Source organism: Xanthomonas sp. NCPPB 3570, from assembly GCF_056725115.1.
Genome location: NZ_CM161513.1, coordinates 1,372,348 through 1,394,812, shown reverse-complemented (window position 1 = coordinate 1,394,812; position 22,465 = coordinate 1,372,348). Strand labels below are relative to the sequence as shown.

Here is a 22,465-nt window from a genome sequence, read left to right as displayed (position 1 = left end):
CTCACTCCCAAGCCCGAAGGACATCCATGAAAACGCGTGATGCACACCAGAACCTCACCCGCCTGCGGCTGGCGTTGATTCCCGGCTTGATGTTCAGCGCAATGGCGATGGCGCAGTCCGCAGGCACCGCAGCGGCGACGACCGACACCAGCGCCGCCAGCGCGCAATGGCGCAGCGCCTTCTCCGGCGGCACGCCGTTCGCCACGCACAGCCTCTGGAACAGTGCCGGCGGCGGCTTCCTCAACACCCGCTTCGCGCCCGGCGAATGGCAGATCACCCCGTTCAACGCCGCGCGTCTGAAGACCGCGTGGACCTTCACCACGCAAGGCGACGTCTCGGCCACGCCGACCGTGCAGGGCACGGCGCTGTACGTGCCGGACTGGGGCGGCCAGCTGTATCGCATCGACACCGACCTCGGCAAGGCGGTGTGGCAGGTGAAGCTGGCCGACTACACCGGCATCGCCGGTTCGCTGTCGCGCAACAGCCCGGCGATCGCGCGCGACAGCGTGCTGGTCGGCGACCAGGCCAGCGGCACGGTGCTGGCGATCGACAAGGCCACCGGCAAGCTGCTGTGGAAGACCCTGGTCGAGTCCAACCCGCAGGCGCGCATCACCGCCTCGCCGGTGATCTACGGCGACCGCGTCTACGTCGGCGTGTCCTCCGGCGACTGGGGCGGACTGAGCGCCGGCTACAAGTATTCCTTCCGCGGCAGCGTCGCCGCGCTGGATCTGAAGACCGGCAAGCTGCTGTGGAGCTTCCGCACCACGCCGGAGGGCTACACGGGTGCGTCGGTGTGGGGCACGCTGGCGATCGATCCGCTGCGCCAGCGCGTCTACGCCACCACCGGCAACAACTACTCGGTACCGACCGAGGTGGCCACCTGCGTCAAGAACGCCAACGGCGACAAGACCGCGCAACTGGCGTGCATGGCGCCGGACAACTACGTCGACTCGGTGCTGGCGCTGGACATGCGCAGCGGCAAGCCGGTGTGGACGCGCCGCCTGCAGGGCGCCGACGCCTGGTCGCTGTCGTGCCTGGTCGCGCCGACCAATGGCCTGTGCCAGGACCCGCAAGGGCCGGACTACGACTTCAGCGGCGGCGGCGCCAACCTGTTCACGGCGATCCGCAACGGCAAGCCGCAGGCGCTGGTCGGTGCCGGCCAGAAGAGCGGCGTGTACTGGGCGTTCGACGCCGACAGCGGGCAGACCGTGTGGTCGACCCAGGTCGGCCCGGGCGGCACCGCCGGCGGCATCGAATGGGGCTCGTCGGTGGATCCGTTCTCCGGTCGCGTGTACGTGGCGATCAACAACAACGAGCACACGCCTTACACGCTGGCGCCGGGCAACACCGAAACCTGGAACGCCGGCTCCTGGGCCGCACTGGATGCGGCCAGCGGCAAGATCCTCTGGCAGGTCAAGGTGCCGGGCATCGATCCGGTGCAGACCGCGTTCGGCGCCGGCGGCCGCGGCCCGCTGGCGTCGTCGCCGGGCCTGGTCTATGCCGGCTCGATGTCCGGCGCGATGACCGTGCTCGATGCCAAGACCGGCGCCACGCTGTGGAGCTTCGACGCCGGCGGTTCGGTGTCCAGCGCGCCGGCGATCGTCGACGGTGCGGTGTACTGGGGCGCCGGCTACAGCCGCTTCAACTTCGGCACCGGGGTCAACAAGCTGTACAAGTTCGTGCCGTCGAACCGGCGCTGAGCGCAGCCCGCGCTCGCCGTAACGCGTCCATCGCCTCTCCTGCGCAAGCGGGAGGGGCGATGTTGAATTGGATTGGAACGCACCGCCTCGCGTGGGCATAAAAAAACCGGCGGGCTTCGCTTCCACGAAGCCCGCCGGCCTGTCGGCGTGTTGCTCAGTTGAACGTGTAGTCCAGCGTCAGGAACATTTCCCGGCCGTTGTACTCGCTCGCGGTCTGGCCGGTGGTGACGAACTCGAAGCCGCCGGCGTAGTACGGAATCGCACCGACCTTGTCGAAGATGTTCGACACGGCGAGCTTTGCGTGCAGATCCGGCGTGATCTGCAGGCCGACCGAGCCGTTCCAGGTGATCCACGCCGGCGCATGGCCGCGGTAGGTGGTGTCCTGCACGGTGACCTGGTTGCCGTCCTGGGTGACCTGGCAGACGCCGGTGGAGATCGTCTCGCCGCCATTGGACACGGTGACCATGCTGGGCTGGATGCCGTTGGGCAGCACGTCGCAGCCGGCGTAGTTGGGTGCGCGCATCCGGCCGTTGCGCACGCCGGAGATCGACACGTTCCAACGGCCCTTGGTCCAGTCGGCGATCCAGGTCATGCGGCTGGCCACGTTCTGGTAGCGGGTGTTCTGCAACGGATCCGACGCCAGCACGCGCTGCTTGTACGACAGGTTGTTGGTGTAGTTGATGCCGGCGCGGAAATCGCCGTAGCCGTCGGTGTGGAACTTGTAGTCCAGCGTCGCGTCGACGCCGGCCACATACAGCGAGGCTTCGTTGATCGGGCCCGACTGCACCGACACGATCTGGCCATTGGCGTCGCGCGTCACCATCTGGGTGACCATCCGGCAGTACTCCGATCCGGCCACGTGCGCCGTGTACGGCGACAGGCCCGAGGTGCCGTTCGGCTTCAGGCCGGTCAGGCAGCCGGCCTCGTCGGCCAGCACGGTGTCCTGGCCCAGGTACTGGATGGCGTTGTCCACGCCCATGTTCCAGTAGTCGGCCGACACCGAAAGCCCCTGCACGCCCGGCACCTGCCAGACGAAGCCGTAGGTCCAGGAGTGCCCGGTCTGCGGCAGCAGCAGGCGGCTGCCGTTGGTGTAGAGCGTGTAGTACTGCGAGGTCGGGCGCTGCACGCTGTTGCACCAGGTGTTGTTGTTCTGCCCGGCCTTGATCGCGTTCACGCACTGCAGCGGGTCGGCATAGAAGCCCACCGGCGAGGTCGAACCGGTCAGGTAGATGGCCTGCATGTCCGGCGCCTTGAAGTTGGTGCCGTAGCTGCCGCGCAGCAGCAAACCGTCGTACGGACGCCACTCCAGGCCCGAGCCCCAGGTACGGGCGATGTCGGCACGGCTGGCGTCGTTGTACTTGTCCAGGCGACCGGACAGCGTCCAGGTCACCGTGTCCAGCACCGGCAAGCGGAACTCCGTGCCCAGCGAGAAGCGCTGCCGGGTGCCGGCGCCGGTGAGATAGGCGCCGAACGGGTTCTGGAAGGTGGACGGATCGGCCGCGCGCGGGTCGGGCGAGAGCTTGAAGCCGTTGTGCGCGGCTTCGAACACCGCGGCCCAGCCCACCGACCGATCGGCCCAGGGCAGCTTGAACAGGTCGCCGTTGACGCGCAGTTGCGCCTGGTCGAGCCAGGACGAAGCGGTGTTCACGCCGGTCACCGCGAACTGGTCGTACTGCTGCGGGATGATCGGGTTCCAGAACTGCTGCCAGTTGAACGCGTAGATCGGCAGGCCGTCGGCGGTGGTGCCCTGCTGCTGGCCGAGGAAGAAGTTGTTGGTGGCCTGCGCGTTGTAGCCGGTGAACTCCTCGCGGACGATGTACTTCTGGGTGTTGAGGTTGAGGTCCCAGTTGAAGCGGCCGTCGAACACGGTGCCGCGCAGGCCGGCCTGCAGGTTCCAGTTGCGCTCGCGGTCGTAGGTGTTGGCGCTGACGCCGATCTCTTTCTGGGTCAGCTGGCGGATCACCTGGTTGACCGTCTGCCCGGTGGTCTGGTCGTAGAACGGGCCGGCGCTGAACACGTTGAGCTGCGTGTTGGAGATGCCCACGGTCTGGTACAGCGCGGCCGAGCCGTAGAACTGCAGGCCGTTCTGGAAGTCGTACTCGCCCGCCAGATAGCCGCTGTTGCTGATGCTGCCCGGGGTCAGCACCCAGTTCTGGAACAGCGCCGGCTGCGCGCAGTAGAAGCCGTTGTCGGTGACGCCGGTGACCTGGGTGCCGTTGGTGGTCACCGAGTGCGACTGGGTCAGGCGCGAGTTGCTGAACTTGTCGCAGGTGCCGGCGGGCGGCGTGATGTAGCGGCCGTTGGCATCGGTGGCCGACAGGGCGATCGCACCGGCCGCGTCGTACTGGTAGCCGAACATGCGCGAGGCCGGCCCCCAGGCGCCGTAGCCCGCGTCGGCCACGGAATCCTGGTAGGGCCGGTCCATGCCCCACAGCGCGCTGCGGTTGGAGTGCTCCAGGTTGTAGGTCACGTGCCAGTTGTCGCCCGCGCGGCCACCGACGTAGTTGATGTCGCCGTAGTCGCGGCCACCGCGCGTCGCACCGCCCAGGGTGACCTGCAACTGGTTGCCCTGGTAGTCCTTCTTCAGGATCACGTTCACCACGCCGGCGACCGCATCCGAGCCATAGATCGACGACGCGCCGGAGGCCAGCACTTCGATGTGATCGATCATCCCGGTGGGGATGTTGTTGAAGTTCTGGAAGTTGCTCTGCTTGTTGAGCGGCTGCGGATAGTCGACCACGCGATGGCCGTCGATCATCAGCAGGCTGAACCCGGGGCCGAGCCCGCGCAGGTTCACCGAGCGCGCATTGACCGAACTGGAGCCCCACGAGGCCGGGTCGGACACCTGCTGGCCCACCTGCGGCAGCGAGTCGAGGAATTCCCACAGCGTGGTGTAGCCCTGCTTCTTGATCTCTTCGCCGGTAATGGTGACCACCGGCGCAGGGCCTTCGACCTCCACGCGCGGGATCAGCGATCCGGTGACCGTCACCGCCTTGAGTTCGACCGGCTTGTCGGCCTTGCCGGCGCCATTGGGCGGGGCCGCGTCATCGGGCGCGGATTGCGCCATGACAGAGGGCGCCCACAGGGCGAGCGCAACGGAACTGGCGATGAGTCCACGCCGGAAAGCGATTCTGTTCACTGGTCTCCCCCCACAGGAGCGATCGATGTTCGAGATGTGCCGAGCCCGCCCTAGCCCCCTGGCCTCGCGCGGGCCGTCCGCAAAGCGGTGCATACACGAACAAAAAGTTCATATATGTGACGCCAGCGTTATAGGCCGAATTTGAATCGATGCAAGCTGCGTTGCAGCACAACGCGGTTTGATTTAAGTAATTGAATCTACTGAAATTTGTCGGAAAGCTTACAGAAAGGTTGCAGCCACTCCGAGTCTGCCGGTCCGGGGGCTCCCAAGGGGTCTTGGCGCTGCGGCGAAGGGGCGCGCAAGCAGACAGGCCAGGCGACGCCGAAGGTGCACCATCGCCTGGCGAACACCTGTCGCACCGGACAGATGGCCGTGTCGCGCTGTCACCGCCGTCGCCGCGTCACCACGCAAATCGCGCCGCCTCGCGTCCATTGCGCGGCACGATGGAATGCGCCGACATGCCAGCAGCGCAGGCGCTTCTTTCGCGCCATCACACGCAATGTGAGCAGCTGTCTACGAAACCGGCCCTCCGAGCGTGACGCCTGGCACGCAATCGTGGGGGCGTCGCCCGTAGCCTCGGCAGGCACCCTGAACTCGGGTGCAATGGCATCCGGTCCCCTGCCGGATGGTCTCGTCCCTCTTCGCAAAAGGAAGATCGATGAATCGCAAGCATGCGTTGTACCTGGCGTTGCTGGCCGGCATTGCCGGCATGTCCCCCGTCGCCATGGCTGCCACTCCCCCAGCAGCCGAAATGGATTCCGCCCCGGTCGAAGCCCGCCCGGATGCCGCCGCGCTCGGTGGCGCCGAATTGCGCAGCCTCACCCCGGGCAGCGCACACGCCCCGCGCCTGATCGAACTGGCCGCGCCCGACAGCACCAAGGCGGCGGCGATGAAGCAGGCACGCGGGCAACAGGTGAAGAACGGCCAGCCGCTGCAGATCGGCTTCTCCCGCGACGTCGCCAAGCCCGACATCAACCTGCGCCGCCTGTCCTGGCAGACCCTGCCCAACGGCGCGCAGGTCACCAGCTTCGAGATCGTCTCGACCAATGCGCAGGCGCTGCGCGCAGCGCTGCAACTCAGCGGCAGCGGCGCCCAGCCCGGCGATCCGCGCAAGGCGACGCTGCGCTTCGCCGGCGAGGATGGCCGCGTGTTCCAGCAGAGCGGCGCCGATTTCGCCGGCAGCCAGCCCGGCTGGTCGGCGGTGATCGCCGGCGCACGCATGGTGGTGGAGATCGAACTGCCGGCCGGCCAGTACCCGCAAGGCTTCGCGCTGAAGATCCCGCAACTCTCGCACCTGGACATCAGCCCGGTGGCCAGCGACACGATGATGCGGCCGATGATCGGCGAAAGCGATTCGTGCGAGCGCGACATCGTCTGCCGCGCCAATCCGACCTCCGGCTTCACCTCGGCGGCCAAGTCGGTGGCGCGCATGACCTTCACCAGCGGCGGCAGCACCTACCTGTGCACCGGCACCCTGCTCAACAACAGCAATTCGCCGAAGAAAGCGATGTTCTGGAGCGCGGCGCACTGCATCAGCACCCAGACCGTGGCCAATACGCTGCAGACCTACTGGTTCTACGACGCCACCACCTGCGGCGGCTCCACGGTCAATTCCAACTACACCACGCTCGGCGGCGGCGCCTACCTGCGCTATACCAACACCACCCGCGACACCACGCTGCTCGAGCTCAAGAGCGCTCCGCCGAGCGGCGCGTTCTACGCGGGCTGGAGCAGTTCGGCGATCGGCTCCACCGGCACCGCGATCGAAGGCATCCACCACCCGGCCGGCGACGTCAAGAAGTACTCGCTGGGCAAGGTCACCGCGCTGTCCAGCTCCATCGACGGCAAGTCGCCGCTGTACCGCGTGCAGTGGAGCACCGGCGTCACCGAAGGCGGCTCGTCCGGCTCCGGCCTGTTCACCGTCAACAGCAGCGGCGCCTATCAGTTGCGCGGCGGCCTGTATGGCGGCTCTTCGTACTGCAGCGCGCCGAGCGATCCGGACTACTACTCGCGCTTCGCCGACGTGTATTCGTCGATCCAGCAGTACCTGAGCCCGTAAGCCAAGGTCCGGGAGGGCCGTACTCCCGCACCTGCGCCTAGGACAGGCCGTCTCACACGGGCGGCCTGTCCGTTTCGCACGCGGTGGACACACCGGCTACACTCGACGCATTCCCCTACCGGCAGATGCGCATTGGCCAAGCCCAATTACTCCTTCGAAAAGCGTCAGCGCGAGCTGGCCAAGAAGAAACAGCAGGAAGAAAAGGAAGCGCGCAAGCGCGAAGCGCGTGCCGCAGCCGCCAAGCCTGCCGCGGACGGCGACGCCGCACCGAACGACACCGACACCGCCAGCGACACCTAGGCCATCGCGGCATGGCAGGCGCCTGCCGCCCAGCGTGACGCTTCCATCCAGTGCCCCTGTCGCGCGACGCACCTGCATCGACGCGACCTGACCGGCCTCGCGCTCAGTCGACCTTCTTGGCCAGCATCGTGCCCAGCACGAACAGCACCAGGGCGATGACGATGCCGGCCCAGAACAGGAACTTGGCGACGCCCATCGCCGTACCTGCCACGCCGCTGAAGCCGAGCGCGCCGGCGATGAGTCCGATGATGGCGATGATGATGGCCCACTTGATCATGATGCGGTCTTCCCGAAACGAGGACATGCGCACACCACCGCGGCGTGCACTGGCGCCGGCAAACGGCCGGCGCTGATGCGGGAGACTAGCCAGCGCGGGATGCGCACGCGGTGAAACGCGGATGCACGCACCGTGCACGCATCGCCACCACGCATGCAGCAGCACGACCCGGATGTGGGCGATGCCGTGCTGCGGCGACAGGCGTGGAACCTGCGCGTGCACGCACCGCCTCTGCACATCCCGTCCACCCTCCCGTCACGGGCCGCGCGCGCGCCGCCCGGCACAGTGCAGCCGGGCACTGTCGCCCGCTCGGAGATCCGCATGGCCAGCCCGCAGGAACTGGAAGAGAAATTCTGGAAGGCATTGAAGTCCGACCGCACCGTGATGCTGGGCCTGGACGGCGTCGAGGACGGCCACGCCCGCCCGATGACCGCGCAGTTCGAGGGCGATCGCGGCGGCCCGATCTGGTTCTTCACCTCCAAGGACAACGCGCTGGTGCAGAAGCTGACGCAGAGCCAGCGGGTGATCGCGGCGTTCAGCGCCAAGAATCACGATCTGTTCGCCAGCATCAGCGGCACCCTCAGCGTCGATAACGACCAGGCGGTGATCGAGCGCCTGTGGAACGGCTTCATCGACGCCTGGTACGAACAGGGCAAGGACGATCCCAAGCTGGCGCTGCTGCGCCTGGATCCGGACCACGCGCAGATCTGGCTCAATGGTTCGAGCCTGATGGCCGGCATCAAGGTGCTGTTCGGCATCGACCCCAAGCGCGACTACCAGGACAAGGTCGCCGACGTGCCGCTGCGCTGAGCGGCACGCAACGCGATGCACGCCAGCCGGCCGTTCGCCGGCTGGCAGATACCATCAGGGAACCGACGCGGCCGGCAGACGCTGGCGGATGGCCTCACGCAGCCCGCGTTCGCACTGTCGCGTCGCTGCGTCCACGTCGTTCTCGGCCAAGGCTTCGGCACGCGCCAATGCAGCCAGTGCGGCAAGTTGGTCGCCACGCCGCGCCGCCATCAGCGCCTGGCAGCGCGGCCGCAAGGCCGGCACCGCCCAGTCGAGGTCGGCCGTCAGCGCCGCATCCAGGGGATCGGCAGCGTCCTCACCGGCCATGGCCCGCGAGAACGCGAGTTCGCAGCGCAGCAGCGCGATCATGCTGTGCCAGGATTCGGCGACCGGCGCAGGCAGGGTCGCGACCTGCGCCTCGAAGTCCGGCTGCAGGGCCGCGACTTGCGTCCACTCGCCACGGTTCTGCATGGCTTTCAGCGTGAACCAAACATAGAAAAACCAGCCATCGCCGTCCGCGAGCAGGGCCAGGCGGTGTGCCGGCAACTTGTCCGCGGTGACGCCGCGCGATGAGAGGCCGTTGAGTTCAGCGAGTACGTCGACGAGGGCGTCAGGATCGCGCGGGCGGGCCTGTCGCAACAATTGCAGACCATCACTGGCCCCGCTCGGACTCTGCGAGGGCACCAGATTGACCAGACCTGCCGCCAGATTGAACACCGCTGCGCCGGTGCAGAACGCGCCGCTGGAGCTGCCCAGTCCCAGGCGCCATGCCAACACTCCGCACCCCGCCGCCGCCAGCAGGTTGGCCAGCGGACCGCCGGCGATCAGCAACAGATACTGCCGGCGCACCGCCGCGTAGGGGTTGGGCACCGCGATCACGCTGCCCGCGTTGTCACCCGGACGCTGGCGCTGCCAGCGGATCCGCCAGCCGCGACGGCGCGCGAGCAACTGCAGCGGCCCCACGTGCACCCGGCACACGGTCATGCCGATCGCCCGCCCCGCCAACACATGCCCGCCTTCGTGGATGGCGACCGTGACCAAGGCCGCCAGCGGGAACAGCAGCATCGCCAGGAATGGCTCCAGCGAGGACGTGACCAGGTGCGCCAGGGCGAAGCAGCCGGCCAGCATCGCCAGCGCCCCCACGCTCATCAGGACGCCGCGGACGCCACGGAACAGCAGATCGAGCCAAGGCGGCGCCGCCCAGGGCATGGAGGGTTGTGCGCCGGCACTCATGCGCAGCTGCCCTCGTTCTGCGCGCCTTGCACCGCACCACGCAGCAGCCCGTTGCGATCGCCCCCTGCGCGACACCGCTTCTTGTGTCGTCTATCGAGCCCTCGCACGTGTCGCCTGTGCCGTCCGATCTTGCGCCTGTCGCGACTAGCGACGATAGCGCACCGCCAGTTGGGCGGCCGCGGCGGCGCGATGCCGGCGCAGGGCCAGCCCGAGCGGGCTCATGGTGGCGACATCGGCGTCGCCCGACTGCTCTTCCAGGGCGCGCTGCACCCGTGGCGACAGCCCCCAGTCGGCGGAAATGGCCTTGGCGCAGTGCGCCGACCACGCCTCCAGCATCTCGGTCATCGCCGCCGGCGTGGGGGCTGCCTCAGCGTGGCGTGCATGGACATCGCGCAGCACCTGCACCACCGAGACCGCGCCCAGCCCGCACAACAGCGCCAGCAATTGCGCGGCGTTCGCATCCTCGCGGTCTGGGACCTGGGAGGCGGCATGTGCCGACAGCAGGGTGTGTTCCCACAGCACCGCCGCACAGCGGCCGAAGACGCTGCCGTCGTCGACGATCACCGGCTGCAGCAGCGCCGCCAGCACGATCTGGCGCAGGCCCTCGGTACCGAGCAGGGCCACCGCCCGCTCCAGGTTCTCGATCGGCTCGGGATGGCGGCGGTAGATGACGCTGTTGGCGATGCGCAGCAGATTGCCGGCCAGCGCCGGATCCTGGCCGAGGATCGTGGCGATGGCATGGGCGCCGGCGGCCGGATCGTTGATCGCACGGGTGAGCTGCGGCAGCAGATGCGGGCGCCGCGGCGTATAGCGCGGATGCGCGTCGATGCGCGCCAGCACTGCGGCGGCATCGGCCATGACCGCCGGTGCGACCGCGGCCGATGCAGTGACCGGCCGCCCGGCGAACGCCAGTTCGCACAGCCGCGCCAGGATCGCCGCGTCCGGCACCGGCTCCAGGTCGAGCAGGGCCGGGTCGGCGAATGGGTCGACGCCCTGCTCCGCGGCGTCGACAGACGCGGCTGGCGCAGTGCGTGCAGACGCGGCCGGCGTGTCGGGCAGGTTGGCATCGTCGGCGCCGACGCGCGCCTGCGGCGCCTCGGCCGCATCGCCTTCGCCACGGCGCAGCCACCACCAGAGTCCGGCTCCCAGCACCAGCACACCCGCACTGATGGCAATCCACATGATCGGCACGATCGTCGTCATCCGCAAAACATCGCCAGGTCCCCGCGCCCGGCCACCGGTGCGCACCCATGCGGCGCGCCATGTCATTCAAGCACGCCGCGCGGGATTCTGCGCAACGTCGGCCTCACGCGGCCGCCGGCCTCCGCCAGGCGGCCATGGACAGCGCGCGATCGCACCAGCCGGTGGCAAGCAAGCCGCGTGCCGCAGCGTCCGTCAGCGCCCTGTCCCGCTGCTGCGCCGATATCCACAGCGCACCGCGCAACGTGCGCGGCCGACCCGGGCGCAGGCCCAGGGACGCACGACGACTCGCCTCTCGGCGGCGACGGGACCGCGCGCGCTCAGGGCGGCGCCGGCGCGGGCACGGTGCGATGGCCGTAGCTGAGCACCCGGGTCAGCTTCCAGCCGTCCGGGTCCTGGCGCCACACCATCACGAACTTGGCGATGCCCTCGCAGCGGCCGCTGGCTAGCTCGCAGAAGCGGTGTTCGCCTTCCTCGATCGCCCCGAAGTCCTTGACCGGGTAGACCCGCAACGTGCCGGGCAGCAGTTCGCGGCGCACCTTGCCGCAGATCCATTTGCGCGTGTTGTCGACGACGCTCGCGCGGTCCCGGGTAACGCCGCCGGTGTCGTGGTAGAACTCCACGTCCGGCACGAACATGGACTCGAACGCGGTCATGTCGCAGCGGTTGTAGGCATCGAACAGGCGCTGGTCCAGCGCCGCGACGGTGTCGAACAGCGGCCCCGCCGCGCCGTCATCGGCCGGTTCCGCTGCGCCGGCCACCGCCGTGCATGCGATCAGCCACAACGCTCCCCAGGCTTTCATCGGCAACCTCCCCGTGTGTCGATACGCCACTATGGGCCTGTCGCGACAGCGGCCGCAACACGGCTGCATGCGGGCGACCGCCGCGCGACGCACGCCTGCCGCAGCGAGGCGCGCGGCAGGCATGCTCGCCGCCGACGGCGTAGGCGGCACTGCAGCACCTCAGTGGGCGCTACATGTTGCGCCGATACTCGCCGCCCACCTCGTACAGCGCGTGGCTGATCTGACCCAGGCTATGCGTCTTGACCGCCTCCATCAGCGCCGCGAACACGTTGCGGCGCTCGCGCGCGGTGCGCTGCAGGGCGCCCAGGCCGGCGCCGTCGGCGGCCAGCGCCAGCGCGTTGCGGCGCTGCTGCCAGTCGCGCACGTTGCCGATCTGCTGGTCCTTCTCCTGCTCGGTGGAGCGGATCAACTCGATCTCGGTCGCGGTCTCGCCGGCATGCTCCTTGGGCAGAAAGGTGTTGACCCCGACCAGCGGCAGGCTGCCGTCGTGCTTCTTGTGCTCGTAGTAGAGGCTCTCTTCCTGGATCTTGCCGCGCTGGTACATGGTGTCCATCGCGCCGAGCACGCCGCCGCGCTCGCTGATCGCCTCGAACTCCTTGTACACCGCCTCCTCGACCAGGTCGGTGAGCTGCTCGACGATGAAGCTGCCCTGCCAGGGGTTCTCGCAGAAGTTCAGCCCCAGCTCCTTGTTGATGATCATCTGGATCGCCACCGCGCGGCGCACGCTTTCCTCGGTCGGCGTGGTGATCGCCTCGTCGTAGGCGTTGGTGTGCAGGCTGTTGCAGTTGTCGAACAGCGCGTACAGCGCCTGCAGCGTGGTGCGGATGTCGTTGAACTGGATCTCCTGCGCGTGCAGCGAACGGCCGGAGGTCTGGATGTGGTACTTCATCATCTGGCTGCGTTCGTTGCCGCCGTAGCGCTCGCGCATCGCCCGCGCCCAGATCCGCCGCGCCACCCGGCCGATCACCGTGTACTCCGGGTCCATGCCGTTGCTGAAGAAGAAGCTCAGGTTCGGCGCGAAATCGTCGATGTGCATGCCGCGCGCCAGGTAGTACTCGACGATGGTGAAACCGTTGCTGAGGGTGAAGGCGAGCTGGCTGATCGGGTTCGCCCCGGCCTCGGCGATGTGATAGCCGGAGATCGAGACCGAGTAGAAGTTGCGCACCTTCTGCTCGACGAAATACTGCTGGATGTCGCCCATCATGCGCAGCGCGAACTCGGTGCTGAAGATGCAGGTGTTCTGCGCCTGGTCCTCCTTGAGGATGTCGGCCTGCACCGTGCCGCGCATACTGGACAGGGTCTGCGCCTTGATCTGCGCATAGGTCTGCGCGTCCACCAACTGGTCGCCGCTGACCCCGAGCAGGGCCAGGCCGAGGCCGTCGTTGCCCGGTGGCAGCTCGCCGTGATAACGCGGGCGTTCGCGACCCTCGAACAATTGCGCCAGGGTCTGCTCGGCCTGCGCCCAGCGCTGCGCGTCGGCCTTGAGATGTTTCTCCACCTGCTGGTCGATGGCGGTGTTCATGAACATCGCCAGGATCATCGGCGCCGGGCCGTTGATGGTCATCGACACGCTGGTGGTCGGCGCGCACAGGTCGAAGCCGGAGTACAGCTTCTTCATGTCGTCCAGGGTCGGGATGTTGACCCCGGAGTTGCCGATCTTGCCGTAGATGTCCGGGCGCGGTGCCGGGTCCTCGCCGTACAGGGTGACGCTGTCGAAGGCGGTGGACAGGCGTGCGGCCGGCTGGCCGACGCTCAGGTAGTGGAAGCGCCGGTTGGTGCGCTCGGGCGTACCCTCACCGGCGAACATGCGGATCGGGTCCTCGCCGGTGCGCCGGTACGGATACACGCCGCCGGTGTACGGATAGCTGCCGGGCAGGTTCTCCTTGCCGAGGAAGGTCAGCAGTTCGCCCCAGCTCTTGTAGCGCGGCGCGGCGATCTTCGGAATGGACTGGTGGCTGAGCGACTCCCGGTAGTTCTCCACCCGGATCGGCTTGCCGCGCACCGCGTATTCGGTGACCGGATCGGTGATCGACTTCAGCCGCTGCGGCCACTCGCGCAGCAGCTTCAGCGATTCGCTGGACAGCGACTGCAAGGCATCGTTATAGCGCTGGCGCAGCAACAGCAGGGTCGCGTCCACGGCGTCCGCGGAAGCATCGCCGGACGTGCGCGACGCCGGCAGCAGGTCCTGCGCCGCATACAGCTCCAATTGCGCCGGCAGCTGCGGATCCTGCAGTTCGTGCAATGCCTGCCAAAAGGCCTGCGCGCGGTCGGCGGCCTCGGCCTGGCGCAGCACACCGGCATTGAGCGCCCGGCCCTGCTCGGCGATCTCGGCCAGGTAGCGCACGCGTGCGCCGGGGATCAGCACGGTGGCGCGCGGCTCCTTCAGCGTGGTGTCGAGCTGCGGGCGGAAATCGCAGTGCGCCGGCGGGCCAGCGGCGGCCTCGGCCTGCGCCGTCAGCTTGTCGCGCAACAGGCGGCACAGATTGACGAACATCCAGCTCACACCGGGGTCGTTGAACTGGCTGGCGATGGTCGGATACACCGGCACCGCCTCGTCCTCCAGCTGGAACGCCGCGCGATTGCGCCGCCACTGCTTGCGCACGTCGCGCAGCGCGTCCTCGGCACCGCGCCGGTCGTACTTGTTCAGCACCACCAGCTCGGCGAAGTCGAGCATGTCGATCTTCTCCAGCTGGCTCGGCGCACCGTAGTCGCTGGTCATCACGTACACCGGGAAATCGACCAGATCGACGATCTCCGAATCGCTCTGGCCGATACCGGCGGTCTCCACGATCACCAGGTCGTAGCCGATGCCCTTGAGCAGCGCGATGCAGTCCTTCAGCACGCGATTGGTGGCGGCGTGCTGGCGCCGCGTGGCCATCGAGCGCATGTACACGCGCGGGCTGCGCAGCGCGTTCATGCGGATGCGGTCGCCGAGCAGCGCACCGCCGGTGCGGCGCCGGCTGGGGTCGACCGACACCACCGCGATGCGCATCTGCGGGAAGCTGGCCAGGAAGCGGTTGAGCAGTTCGTCGGTGACCGAGGACTTGCCGGCACCGCCGGTGCCGGTCAGGCCCAGCACCGGTGCGGCGCGCCGGCTGCGCGACTCGGCCGCGGACGCCGTGCCGGACTGCCACTGCTTGCGCAACAGAGCCAGTTCCGCCTCCGAGAACGCCCCGTCCTCGATCGCCGACAGCATCCGGCCGATCCCGCTCTCGTCGTCGATGTCCGGCAGGGAGGAGCCGGCCGGCGACGCGCCACGCGCCTCCGCCGCGGTCTCGCGCCCGTGCCCGGCGCGCGCCACCACGTCCTCGATCATCTCCACCAGGCCCATCTTCATGCCGTCGTTGGGGTGGTAGATGCGCTCCACGCCGTAGGCCTGCAGTTCGGCGATCTCCTCCGGGGTGATGGTGCCGCCACCGCCACCGAACACCCGCACATGAGAGGCGCCGCGCTCGCGCAGCATGTCCACCATGTACTTGAAGTACTCCACGTGGCCGCCCTGATAGGACGACAGCGCGATCGCGTCGGCATCCTCCTGCAGCGCCGCGCGCACCACGTCCTCGACGCTGCGGTTGTGGCCGAGATGGATCACCTCGGCGCCCTGCGCCTGGATCAGGCGGCGCATGATGTTGATCGCCGCATCGTGGCCGTCGAACAGGCTGGCGGCGGTGACGAAACGCAGGGGACTGGCGTCGGTCTGCGGCAACGGAACGCGGGACGCGGGAAGGCTCATCGTGCGGACATCGAAAAGAGAATGCCGCGATTCTAGGCGTGCAGCGCGACACGGGCAGGTTGCGCTGCAGCATCCGCACGCGGGCGGCAAACCGCGTGCGCGACGTCGCACCTGGCTATCCGCTGCATGAATACGCCCTCGGCCGCGCGTCAACACCCGTGCCGGTGGCGGCGTTTCCTCCCGCGTCGGCGCCCCGCCGATGCCTTCGGAGACATCGCATGTTCGCTCGTCCCTTGTTGCTGGCCACCCTGCTCGGCGGCGCGCTCGCCGGTGGCATGGCCGCCGCGCCCGCGCAGGCGCGCGAAGTGGTGGAACTGTCGGTCCGCACCGCGCCACCGCCGCCGATCGTGGAACGGGTGGTGGTGCGGCCCGGCTACGTGTGGATGCCCGGCTACTGGCGGTGGAACGGCCACCGCCACGTCTGGGTCGCCGGCCGCTACGTGGTGGAACGGCCCGGCTACGTCTACGTCGGCCCGCGCTGGGAGCACTACGGCCCCGCCTATCGCTTCCACGCCGGCTATTGGGCACGTCACTAGTCCCAGTTCCCCCAAACGAGGCCCGCGATCGCCGTGATGGCGGCGATCGCGGGCAACGCCGCCGCCGCGTGCAGGGCCGCGGCAAGGCCTCAACAATCGCTGCCGCCCATGGCGCCAACGTGCGCCCCTCCTACGGCACCAGCGCCGGTCACCGCGACCGCAGGACCGGCCCGGGCCACATCGCGCCGCCCGCCCCTGTGCGCCCGGCACCAAAACCGCCCTCTCCCGCCACGCACACTCCCCCGGCGAACACGGGTATACCGCCTGTGGCGTCGCACAGCGCCGCGAGATGCCTGCACCGGCCGGCCACCACGCCATCGCACCGGGCCGGCGGCAATTGCTTTAAAATGCCGCCATCGCGACGCTCAGGGCCTGTTCCGGAACCGTCGCGTTTTTGTTTTGCGCCACCCCCAGGCACGGTCCTGGACCATGGTGCCCGACACCTGCAACGCCAGCGGAGCCCCCATGCTTTTCGAAACGCTAGCCAACACCGGCCACGAACAGGTCGTCTTCTGCCATAACCGCGACGTGGGACTGCAGGCGATCATCGCCATCCACAACACCGTGCTCGGCCCGGCGCTGGGCGGCGTGCGCATGCGCCCCTACGCCAACACCGAGTCCGCCCTGCAGGACGCGCTGCGGCTCAGCCGCACCATGACCTACAAGAACGCGCTGGCCGGGCTCAACATCGGCGGCGGCAAGGCGGTGATCATCGGCGACCCGAAGAGCGACAAGTCCGAAGCGCTGTTCCGTGCCTTCGGCCGCTACGTCGATTCGCTGGGCGGCCGCTACATCACCGCCGAGGACGTCGGCACCGACGTCAACGACATGGAGCAGATCTACCTGGAGACCGAGTACGTCACCGGCGTGCACCAGGTGCATGGCGGCTCCGGCGACCCGGCCCCGTTCACCGCCTACGGTGCGCTGCAGGCGCTGATGGCCTCGCTGCAACGCAAGTTCGGCCACGAGGAGATCGGCAAGACCAGCATCGCCGTGCAGGGCCTGGGCCACATCGGCATGGAGCTGGTGAAGCTGCTCAAGGAACGCGGCGCCAAGCTGTACGTGACCGACCTGGATCCGGCGCTGGTCGCACGCGCGGTGGCCGAGTACGGCGCCGAGGCGGTGGACCCGGACGACATCTACGACGTCGCCGCCGACGTGCTGGCCCCGTGCGCCCTGGAAAGCGCGCTCGACGAGGCCAAGCTGCCGCGGCTCAAGGTCAAGATCGTCTGCGGTACCGCCAACAACCAGTTGGCCAATCCCGCGGTCGGCGAGGAACTGCACCGCCGCGGCATCCTCTACGCGCCGGACTATGCGGTCAACGCCGGCGGCGTGATGAACGTGTCGCTGGAGATCGACGGCTACAACCGCGAACGCGCGATGCGGCTGATCCGCAGCATGTACCACAACCTCGGCAAGATCTTCGACCTGTCCGAGCGCGAGAACATTCCGCCGCAACAGGCCGCCGACCGCATCGCCGAGGCGCGCATGCAGGCGATCGGCAAGCTCAAGCTGCCGCTGGGCCGCACCGCACCGCGCTCGATGGGCCATCTGCGCGGCGAGTGACGCCACGCACCGCCTGCACCGCAGGCGGAATGCCGCAGATCGCAGGGCCAGAACGTCCCGGCCCTGCTTGACGGATCGACCCCGCACCGGCGCCGCACGCGCCGGGCCGGGTCCCCGGACTCAGAAGCCCAGGCGATAGCGCAGCGACACCGCGCGGTCGTCGCCACGCGGACCGAAGCGCTGGTCGTAGCCCAGCCCCAACAGCCCGCCGTTCCAGCGGGTCTGCAGGCTGGCGCCGAACAGGCCACCCGAACGCGCCGGCTGCAGGTCCACCAGCGGCGCCCAGGCGTTCACGCCGACGAAGCTGGCCTGCCGGTCCAGGCCCTGTGCGGCCAGCGTCTGCTGCCACTCGGCATAGCCCTGCAGCGACCAGCCGCGCCCGCCGAAACCGCCACGCAGGCCGGCCAGCGCCTGGCTGCGCGAGGAACTGGCGGCACCGGCCATCAGTCCGAAGCCATCGCCGCCCTGTTCGCGGAAGCCATCGCTGTCGATGCGGCTGTAGTCGGCGCCGGCATACGGCGTCAGCCACGTCGGACCGCGTCCGAGCCGATAGCCGACCTCGACGCTGGAAGACAGGAAGCGACCGGCATAGCGGCTGGACGCGTCGGCGACGGTGTCGCCGAGCAGCAGGCTGCGGTCGAGCTGGCGCTGGTACTGGCCGGTGCCCAGTTGCGCCAGCGCGTAGGCGTCGCCGGCCACCGCGCCAAGGTACACCTGGCCCTGCACCTGGCGGTTACGGCTGCGGTCCAGGCCGCCGGCGTCGTTGGCGCGGCTTTCGCCGAAGGCGAAGCCCGCCACCGCGTGTTCGCTCAGGCGCAGGTCCTGGCCCATCAGCCAGCCATCGAGCTGGAACTGGCTGCCGGCGAAGCTGCCCTGCCCGGTCTCGCCCAGGCGCTGGCTCCAGGCGCCGACCGCGCGCGGCTGGTCGACCAGCGTGTCGAAGCGGCTGGACAGCGCGCGCCGCTGCAGGTCCATGGTGTCGAAGGTCATCGCGGTGGCCGCGGCATGCGCCTCGCCGGACAGGCTGCGCAGCGTCGCCGACGCCGCCGCCACGCTCGGCGACTGCTGCACTGCGCCGGCCGCCTTGAGCAGCGCGCCGTCGACCGTGGCCGGAGCCTGGCTCAGTTGCGTGTTGAGCTGCGCGAACGCCGCATCCACGCGCGTCGCCGAGGCCAGCGTGGCGGCGCTGATGTTGCCGAAGCTGGCCGCGGCAGCGGTGACGCTCAGCGACTGCACGGTGATCGAGGCGCTGGTGGCGTCGTAGGACAGCGACGAGGTCAGGAACACATTCGACGGCGTGGTCACCGAGGCGAAGGTGCCGGTGAGCCCGCCATTGGCCTGCAGCACCGTGTACGCGGTGTTGTTGACCACGTAGTCGCGCTTGCCCAGCACGTACAGCGAACCGCCCTGCAGCACGGCGCTGCCGCCGACCGAGAGCTTGTCGCCGACCAGCAGAGCCAGGCGGCCGTTGCTGCTCTGCACGTAGTTGCCGCTCAGGCTCAGAGTGGCCGCGCCGACCTGGAAGGTGCCGGCATTGGCGACGCTGCCGCCGAGCGCGCCGGTGCCGATGAAGGTCGCGCCGTTGCTGATCGCCACGTTGGAACTGCCGAGGCTGGCCGCGCTGAGCGTGCCGCCCTGCACCTGGGTGTCGCCGCTGTAGGTGTTCTGGGTGCCGCTCAGGGTCAGCGTGCCGCTGCCCTGCTTGATCAGGCCGCCGCTGCCGGCGATGTCGTTGGCCCAGGTCGAGCTGCCGGTGAATCCCACCGTCACGTCGCCCCAGTCGAAGCGGCCCGGTCCCTGCACCGCCTTGCCGACGTTGAGCAGGCCGTAGCCGAAGGTCGCATCCACGCCCGGCGTGCCCAGGTCGGTGGCGGTGCCGAGCAGGGTCTGTCGGACCAGGTCGTTGTTGAAATACGGGAAGGCCTGCCAGACCAGCGCCGCCGCACCGGACACCAGCGGCGCCGCGTACGAGGTGCCGCTGCCGTAGTAGTAGTCGGGGTTGCTGGTGGAGGTGGTCGCCTTGGGATCGACGAACACCTCGGTGCCGGGCGCGACCAGGCAGTAGCGCATCGCCGCACCGCAGGCGTTGGAATACGAGGCCAGCTGTGTGCCGGTGGTGGAATCGGTGGCCGCCACCACCAGCCAGCCGCGCTCCAGGTCCGCCGCCGGCAGCGTGCCATTGGGGCCGGCCTTGCTGGGCAGCGAGGCGATGTCCGAGGGCGTGGCCTTGGATTCGTTGCCGGCGGCGAACACCACCAGGCCGCCGTTGCCGAGCACGAACGGGCGGTACTCGTCGGCGATGGCGTTGGTCGAGTTCAGGTCGGTCCAGTAGATGCCGCCCCAGGAGTTGTTCATCACCTTGACCCCGGCATTGATCAGGTCCTGGTGCACCTGGGTCAGACCCAGTCCGCCGCTGACCTGGTTGCCGTTGCCGGTGCCGTCGTCCTTGGGCGGCGTGTCGGAAATGATGCGCGCGGACACGATCTGCGCGCCCGGGGCGATGCCGCCTGGCCACTGCCCGACCGACTTGCCCGCCGCCAGCTGCGCCACGGTGGTGCCGTGGCCGTCGACGTCGTCGACCTTGGTGTTGTTCTGGCTCGGATCGACGTAGATCAGGTTCGACACCACCCGTCCGGCCAGCGCCGGATGGTTGCGGTTGACGCCGGTATCGACCACGCCGATGCGGTAACCGCTGCCGTCGTAGCCGGCGTTGTGCGCGGCCAGCGTATTGGTCAGGGTCAGGTGCGCGTCGAACGCCGGCTGGGGCGGCGGCGGCGAGGTGGGTGGAGGCGATGTCGGCGGCGGCGGAGGGGGCGGCGGCGGCGAGGTCGGAGGTGGCGACGTCGGCGGCGGACTGCCGTGGACCAGATTGCCGCCACCGCCACCGCCGCCACCGCACGAGGTCAGCGCAACCGCCACCGCGGCCGCCAGCAGCGACCGTGTCATCAATGCCCGCATGTCGTTCCCCTCTCCCTTGATCTGCCGCACCGTCCGGTGCCATTCCCATTCATCGGCCGTCGACGGCGATGACCCACGCCAATCTACACCGAAACATCGCCCACGGGACGGACGCCCCGGGTCCCTGCGATTTGGCAAGACCCCGCGCCGCGGCAGATAATCGGAACACTACTTTCGTAAGGGTTTGCCATGACCGAGATCGTCATCGCCGCGGCCAAGCGCACCGCCATCGGCGCGTTCCTGGGCCAGTTCAACGGCGTGCCCACGCCGACGCTGGGCGCCGCGGCCATCCGCGCCGCGCTGGAGCAGTCCGGCATCCCCGCCGCGGACGTTTCCGAAGTCATCATGGGCTGCGTGCTGCCGGCCAATCTCGGCCAGGCCCCGGCGCGCCAGGCCGCGCGCGCGGCCGGCGTGCCCGATGCCACCGGCGCCACCACCATCAACAAGGTCTGCGGCTCTGGCATGAAGGCGGTGATGCTGGGCCACGACCTGATCAAGGCCGGCTCGGCCAGCATCGTCGTCGCCGGCGGCATGGAATCGATGAGCAACGCGCCGCACCTGCTGCCCAACTCGCGCACCGGCAACCGCTACGGCAACTTCCAGGCGGTCGACCACATGGCCTGGGACGGCCTGACCAATCCCGACGACGGCCAGGCGATGGGCGTGTTCGGCGAGGCCACCGCGGAGAAGTTCGGCTTCAGCCGCCAGGACCAGGACGCGTTCGCGATCGAATCGGTGACGCGCGCGCAGGCCGCGCAGCGCGATGGCGCCTTCGCCGACGAGATCGTTGCGGTCGCCGTGGCCACTCGCAAGGGCGAGGTGCAGGTCGACAGCGACGAGCAGCCGGGCAAGTCCGACGTGACCAAGATCCCGGCGCTGAAGCCGGCGTTCAAGAAGGATGGCACGGTCACCGCGGCCAGTTCCTCGAGCATTTCCGACGGTGCCGCCGCGCTGGTGCTGCTGGGTGCCGACGAGGCTGCGCGCCGCGGCGTCGCGCCGCTGGCGCGGATCGTCGGCCACGCGACCTTCTCGCAGGCGCCGGAGTGGTTCACCACCGCACCGGTGGGCGCGATCCGCAAGCTGCTCGACCAGGTCGGCTGGAGTCTGGACCAGGTCGACCTGTTCGAAATCAACGAAGCCTTCGCGGTGGTGGCGATGGTGCCGATCAAGGAACTGGGCCTGGACCACGCCAAGGTCAACGTGCACGGCGGCGCCTGCGCGCTTGGCCATCCGATCGGCGCCTCCGGCGCGCGCCTGCTGGTGACATTGCTAAATGCGTTGCGCAGCCGTGGCGGCCGCCGCGGAATCGCGACGCTGTGCATCGGTGGCGGTGAAGCGACAGCGGTCGCCATCGAATTGATTTGATTGGGATTAACCCCTGAAACACAAAAATGAATGCGCGTGCGCTTGACAGCCGACTTTGGCTTGTCATCATGTTGAGGGCGCGCATTCGCGCGTTGCCTAACTAAACGACGAGGATAGACACAATGAGCATCAACAAGCTGCTGATCGCAATGGCCCTGGGTCTGGCCCTGGCCGCGTGCTCGAAGCAGGAGCAGGCCCAGGACGCCGCGCAGTCGGCTAACGAAGCCGCCACCGACGCCCAGGCTGCTGCCGACCAGTCGGCTGCCGCCGGCGCCCAGACCGCCGACGCCGCTCAGGCCGCTGCCGACACCGCCGCGACCGCCGCCAACACCGCTGCCGACGCTTCGGCCGCTGCCGCCGCTGCCCCGACCGATGCCGCTGCCGACAAGGCTGCCGACACCGCCAAGGCTGCGGAAGACACCGCCGACAAGGCGAAGGACGCTGCTCAGGAAGCCAAGAAGTAATCACTTCTTGCTTTTTGCAGTCCTGAAGGAGCCGCTGGTCCGCCAGCGGCTTTTTCTTTGCCTAGTATTTGCCGGGGAGCGCGGCGACGGCGCCACCAGCGTATCGGCACAACGTGTCCCGAAAGGCGGCGAGTGCAACGACGCGTCCAGGTTCGCCTCTCGCGAATGCCGCGGCGCCTTCCGCCGCTGACGTCGCCTCACAAACGCGCGTCCCCGCAGGATTTTTCGGTGCCATTGCGTCGCCATCGCGTTGTGCGCGTGCGCGCTGTACGCATGACCCGCACCACGCGTCGCACCGCCGGCAGCGACCGCGCGACCTGCTGGACGCCAGCGGCGAGCGACG

Annotated in this window: 15 protein-coding genes; 8 read left to right on the top strand and 7 right to left on the bottom strand. The window is 68.8% G+C overall.

The annotated features are described in order from the left end of the window. The first annotated feature begins 101 nt into the window (after positions 1 to 101). The gene (locus AC1PLR_RS06205; RefSeq protein ID WP_481103543.1) at positions 102 to 1,700 is read left to right on the top strand and encodes an outer membrane protein assembly factor BamB family protein; all 1,599 of its coding nucleotides are present in this window, start codon (positions 102 to 104) and stop codon (positions 1,698 to 1,700) included. A gap of 154 nt (positions 1,701 to 1,854) precedes the next feature. Here AC1PLR_RS06205 and AC1PLR_RS06200 read toward each other — a convergent pair whose 3' ends face one another. Beyond that, positions 1,855 to 4,767, bottom strand: a complete 2,913-nt coding sequence (locus tag AC1PLR_RS06200) for a TonB-dependent receptor domain-containing protein (RefSeq protein ID WP_481103003.1) — start codon at positions 4,765 to 4,767, stop codon at positions 1,855 to 1,857. Positions 4,768 to 5,497: 730 nt separating this feature from the next. Between AC1PLR_RS06200 and AC1PLR_RS06195 the strand changes: the two genes are divergently transcribed. Beyond that, positions 5,498 to 6,898 (top strand): trypsin-like serine peptidase, encoded by a 1,401-nt coding sequence (locus AC1PLR_RS06195; protein WP_481103002.1) that lies wholly within the window; start codon positions 5,498 to 5,500, stop codon positions 6,896 to 6,898. A gap of 132 nt (positions 6,899 to 7,030) precedes the next feature. Further along, positions 7,031 to 7,198, top strand: coding sequence for a hypothetical protein (locus AC1PLR_RS06190; RefSeq protein WP_481103001.1), 168 nt, complete (start codon positions 7,031 to 7,033; stop codon positions 7,196 to 7,198). A 103-nt stretch (positions 7,199 to 7,301) separates the two neighbouring features. Here AC1PLR_RS06190 and AC1PLR_RS06185 read toward each other — a convergent pair whose 3' ends face one another. Then, on the bottom strand, positions 7,302 to 7,475 hold the full coding sequence (locus AC1PLR_RS06185) for a DUF1328 family protein (protein ID WP_481103542.1): 174 nt from the start codon (positions 7,473 to 7,475) through the stop codon (positions 7,302 to 7,304). A gap of 321 nt (positions 7,476 to 7,796) precedes the next feature. On the opposite strand from AC1PLR_RS06185, the gene AC1PLR_RS06180 reads away from it, so the two are divergent. Beyond that, on the top strand, positions 7,797 to 8,285 hold the full coding sequence (locus tag AC1PLR_RS06180) for a pyridoxamine 5'-phosphate oxidase family protein (RefSeq protein WP_010342308.1): 489 nt from the start codon (positions 7,797 to 7,799) through the stop codon (positions 8,283 to 8,285). 54 nt (positions 8,286 to 8,339) lie between these two features. On the opposite strand, the gene AC1PLR_RS06175 is transcribed toward AC1PLR_RS06180, so the two are convergent. The 4 genes from AC1PLR_RS06175 to AC1PLR_RS06160 all read right to left on the bottom strand — a co-directional run bounded on the left by AC1PLR_RS06175 (position 8,340) and on the right by AC1PLR_RS06160 (position 15,233). Beyond that, positions 8,340 to 9,497: a hypothetical protein gene (locus AC1PLR_RS06175; protein WP_481103000.1), complete on the bottom strand. Its 1,158-nt coding sequence runs from the start codon at positions 9,495 to 9,497 to the stop codon at positions 8,340 to 8,342. 144 nt (positions 9,498 to 9,641) lie between these two features. Further along, positions 9,642 to 10,700: an HDOD domain-containing protein gene (locus AC1PLR_RS06170; protein ID WP_481102999.1), complete on the bottom strand. Its 1,059-nt coding sequence runs from the start codon at positions 10,698 to 10,700 to the stop codon at positions 9,642 to 9,644. Between the two features lie 317 nt (positions 10,701 to 11,017). Further along, positions 11,018 to 11,500, bottom strand: coding sequence for a nuclear transport factor 2 family protein (locus AC1PLR_RS06165; RefSeq protein ID WP_481102998.1), 483 nt, complete (start codon positions 11,498 to 11,500; stop codon positions 11,018 to 11,020). A 169-nt stretch (positions 11,501 to 11,669) separates the two neighbouring features. Next, entirely contained in the window at positions 11,670 to 15,233 is a 3,564-nt protein-coding gene (locus AC1PLR_RS06160; protein WP_481102997.1) for a methylmalonyl-CoA mutase family protein, read from the bottom strand. A 218-nt stretch (positions 15,234 to 15,451) separates the two neighbouring features. On the opposite strand from AC1PLR_RS06160, the gene AC1PLR_RS06155 reads away from it, so the two are divergent. Further along, positions 15,452 to 15,769 carry a YXWGXW repeat-containing protein gene (locus tag AC1PLR_RS06155; RefSeq protein ID WP_041500459.1) on the top strand — a complete coding sequence of 106 codons (318 nt, stop codon included), beginning with the start codon at positions 15,452 to 15,454 and terminating at the stop codon, positions 15,767 to 15,769. Positions 15,770 to 16,234: 465 nt separating this feature from the next. Beyond that, entirely contained in the window at positions 16,235 to 17,335 is a 1,101-nt protein-coding gene (locus AC1PLR_RS06150; RefSeq protein ID WP_010342303.1) for a Glu/Leu/Phe/Val dehydrogenase dimerization domain-containing protein, read from the top strand. A gap of 120 nt (positions 17,336 to 17,455) precedes the next feature. Here the strand turns inward: AC1PLR_RS06150 and AC1PLR_RS06145 are convergent, their stop codons facing one another. Next, the gene (locus tag AC1PLR_RS06145) at positions 17,456 to 20,281 is read right to left on the bottom strand and encodes a S8 family serine peptidase (RefSeq protein ID WP_481102996.1); all 2,826 of its coding nucleotides are present in this window, start codon (positions 20,279 to 20,281) and stop codon (positions 17,456 to 17,458) included. A 201-nt stretch (positions 20,282 to 20,482) separates the two neighbouring features. On the opposite strand from AC1PLR_RS06145, the gene AC1PLR_RS06140 reads away from it, so the two are divergent. Together AC1PLR_RS06140 and AC1PLR_RS06135 are read left to right on the top strand one after the other, a co-directional pair. Further along, the gene (locus tag AC1PLR_RS06140; RefSeq protein WP_010342299.1) at positions 20,483 to 21,658 is read left to right on the top strand and encodes a thiolase family protein; all 1,176 of its coding nucleotides are present in this window, start codon (positions 20,483 to 20,485) and stop codon (positions 21,656 to 21,658) included. Positions 21,659 to 21,780: 122 nt separating this feature from the next. Beyond that, a complete protein-coding gene (locus tag AC1PLR_RS06135) occupies positions 21,781 to 22,122 on the top strand; it encodes a hypothetical protein (protein WP_010342298.1) in 342 nt (113 codons plus the stop codon). The last annotated feature ends 343 nt before the right edge of the window (positions 22,123 to 22,465 follow it).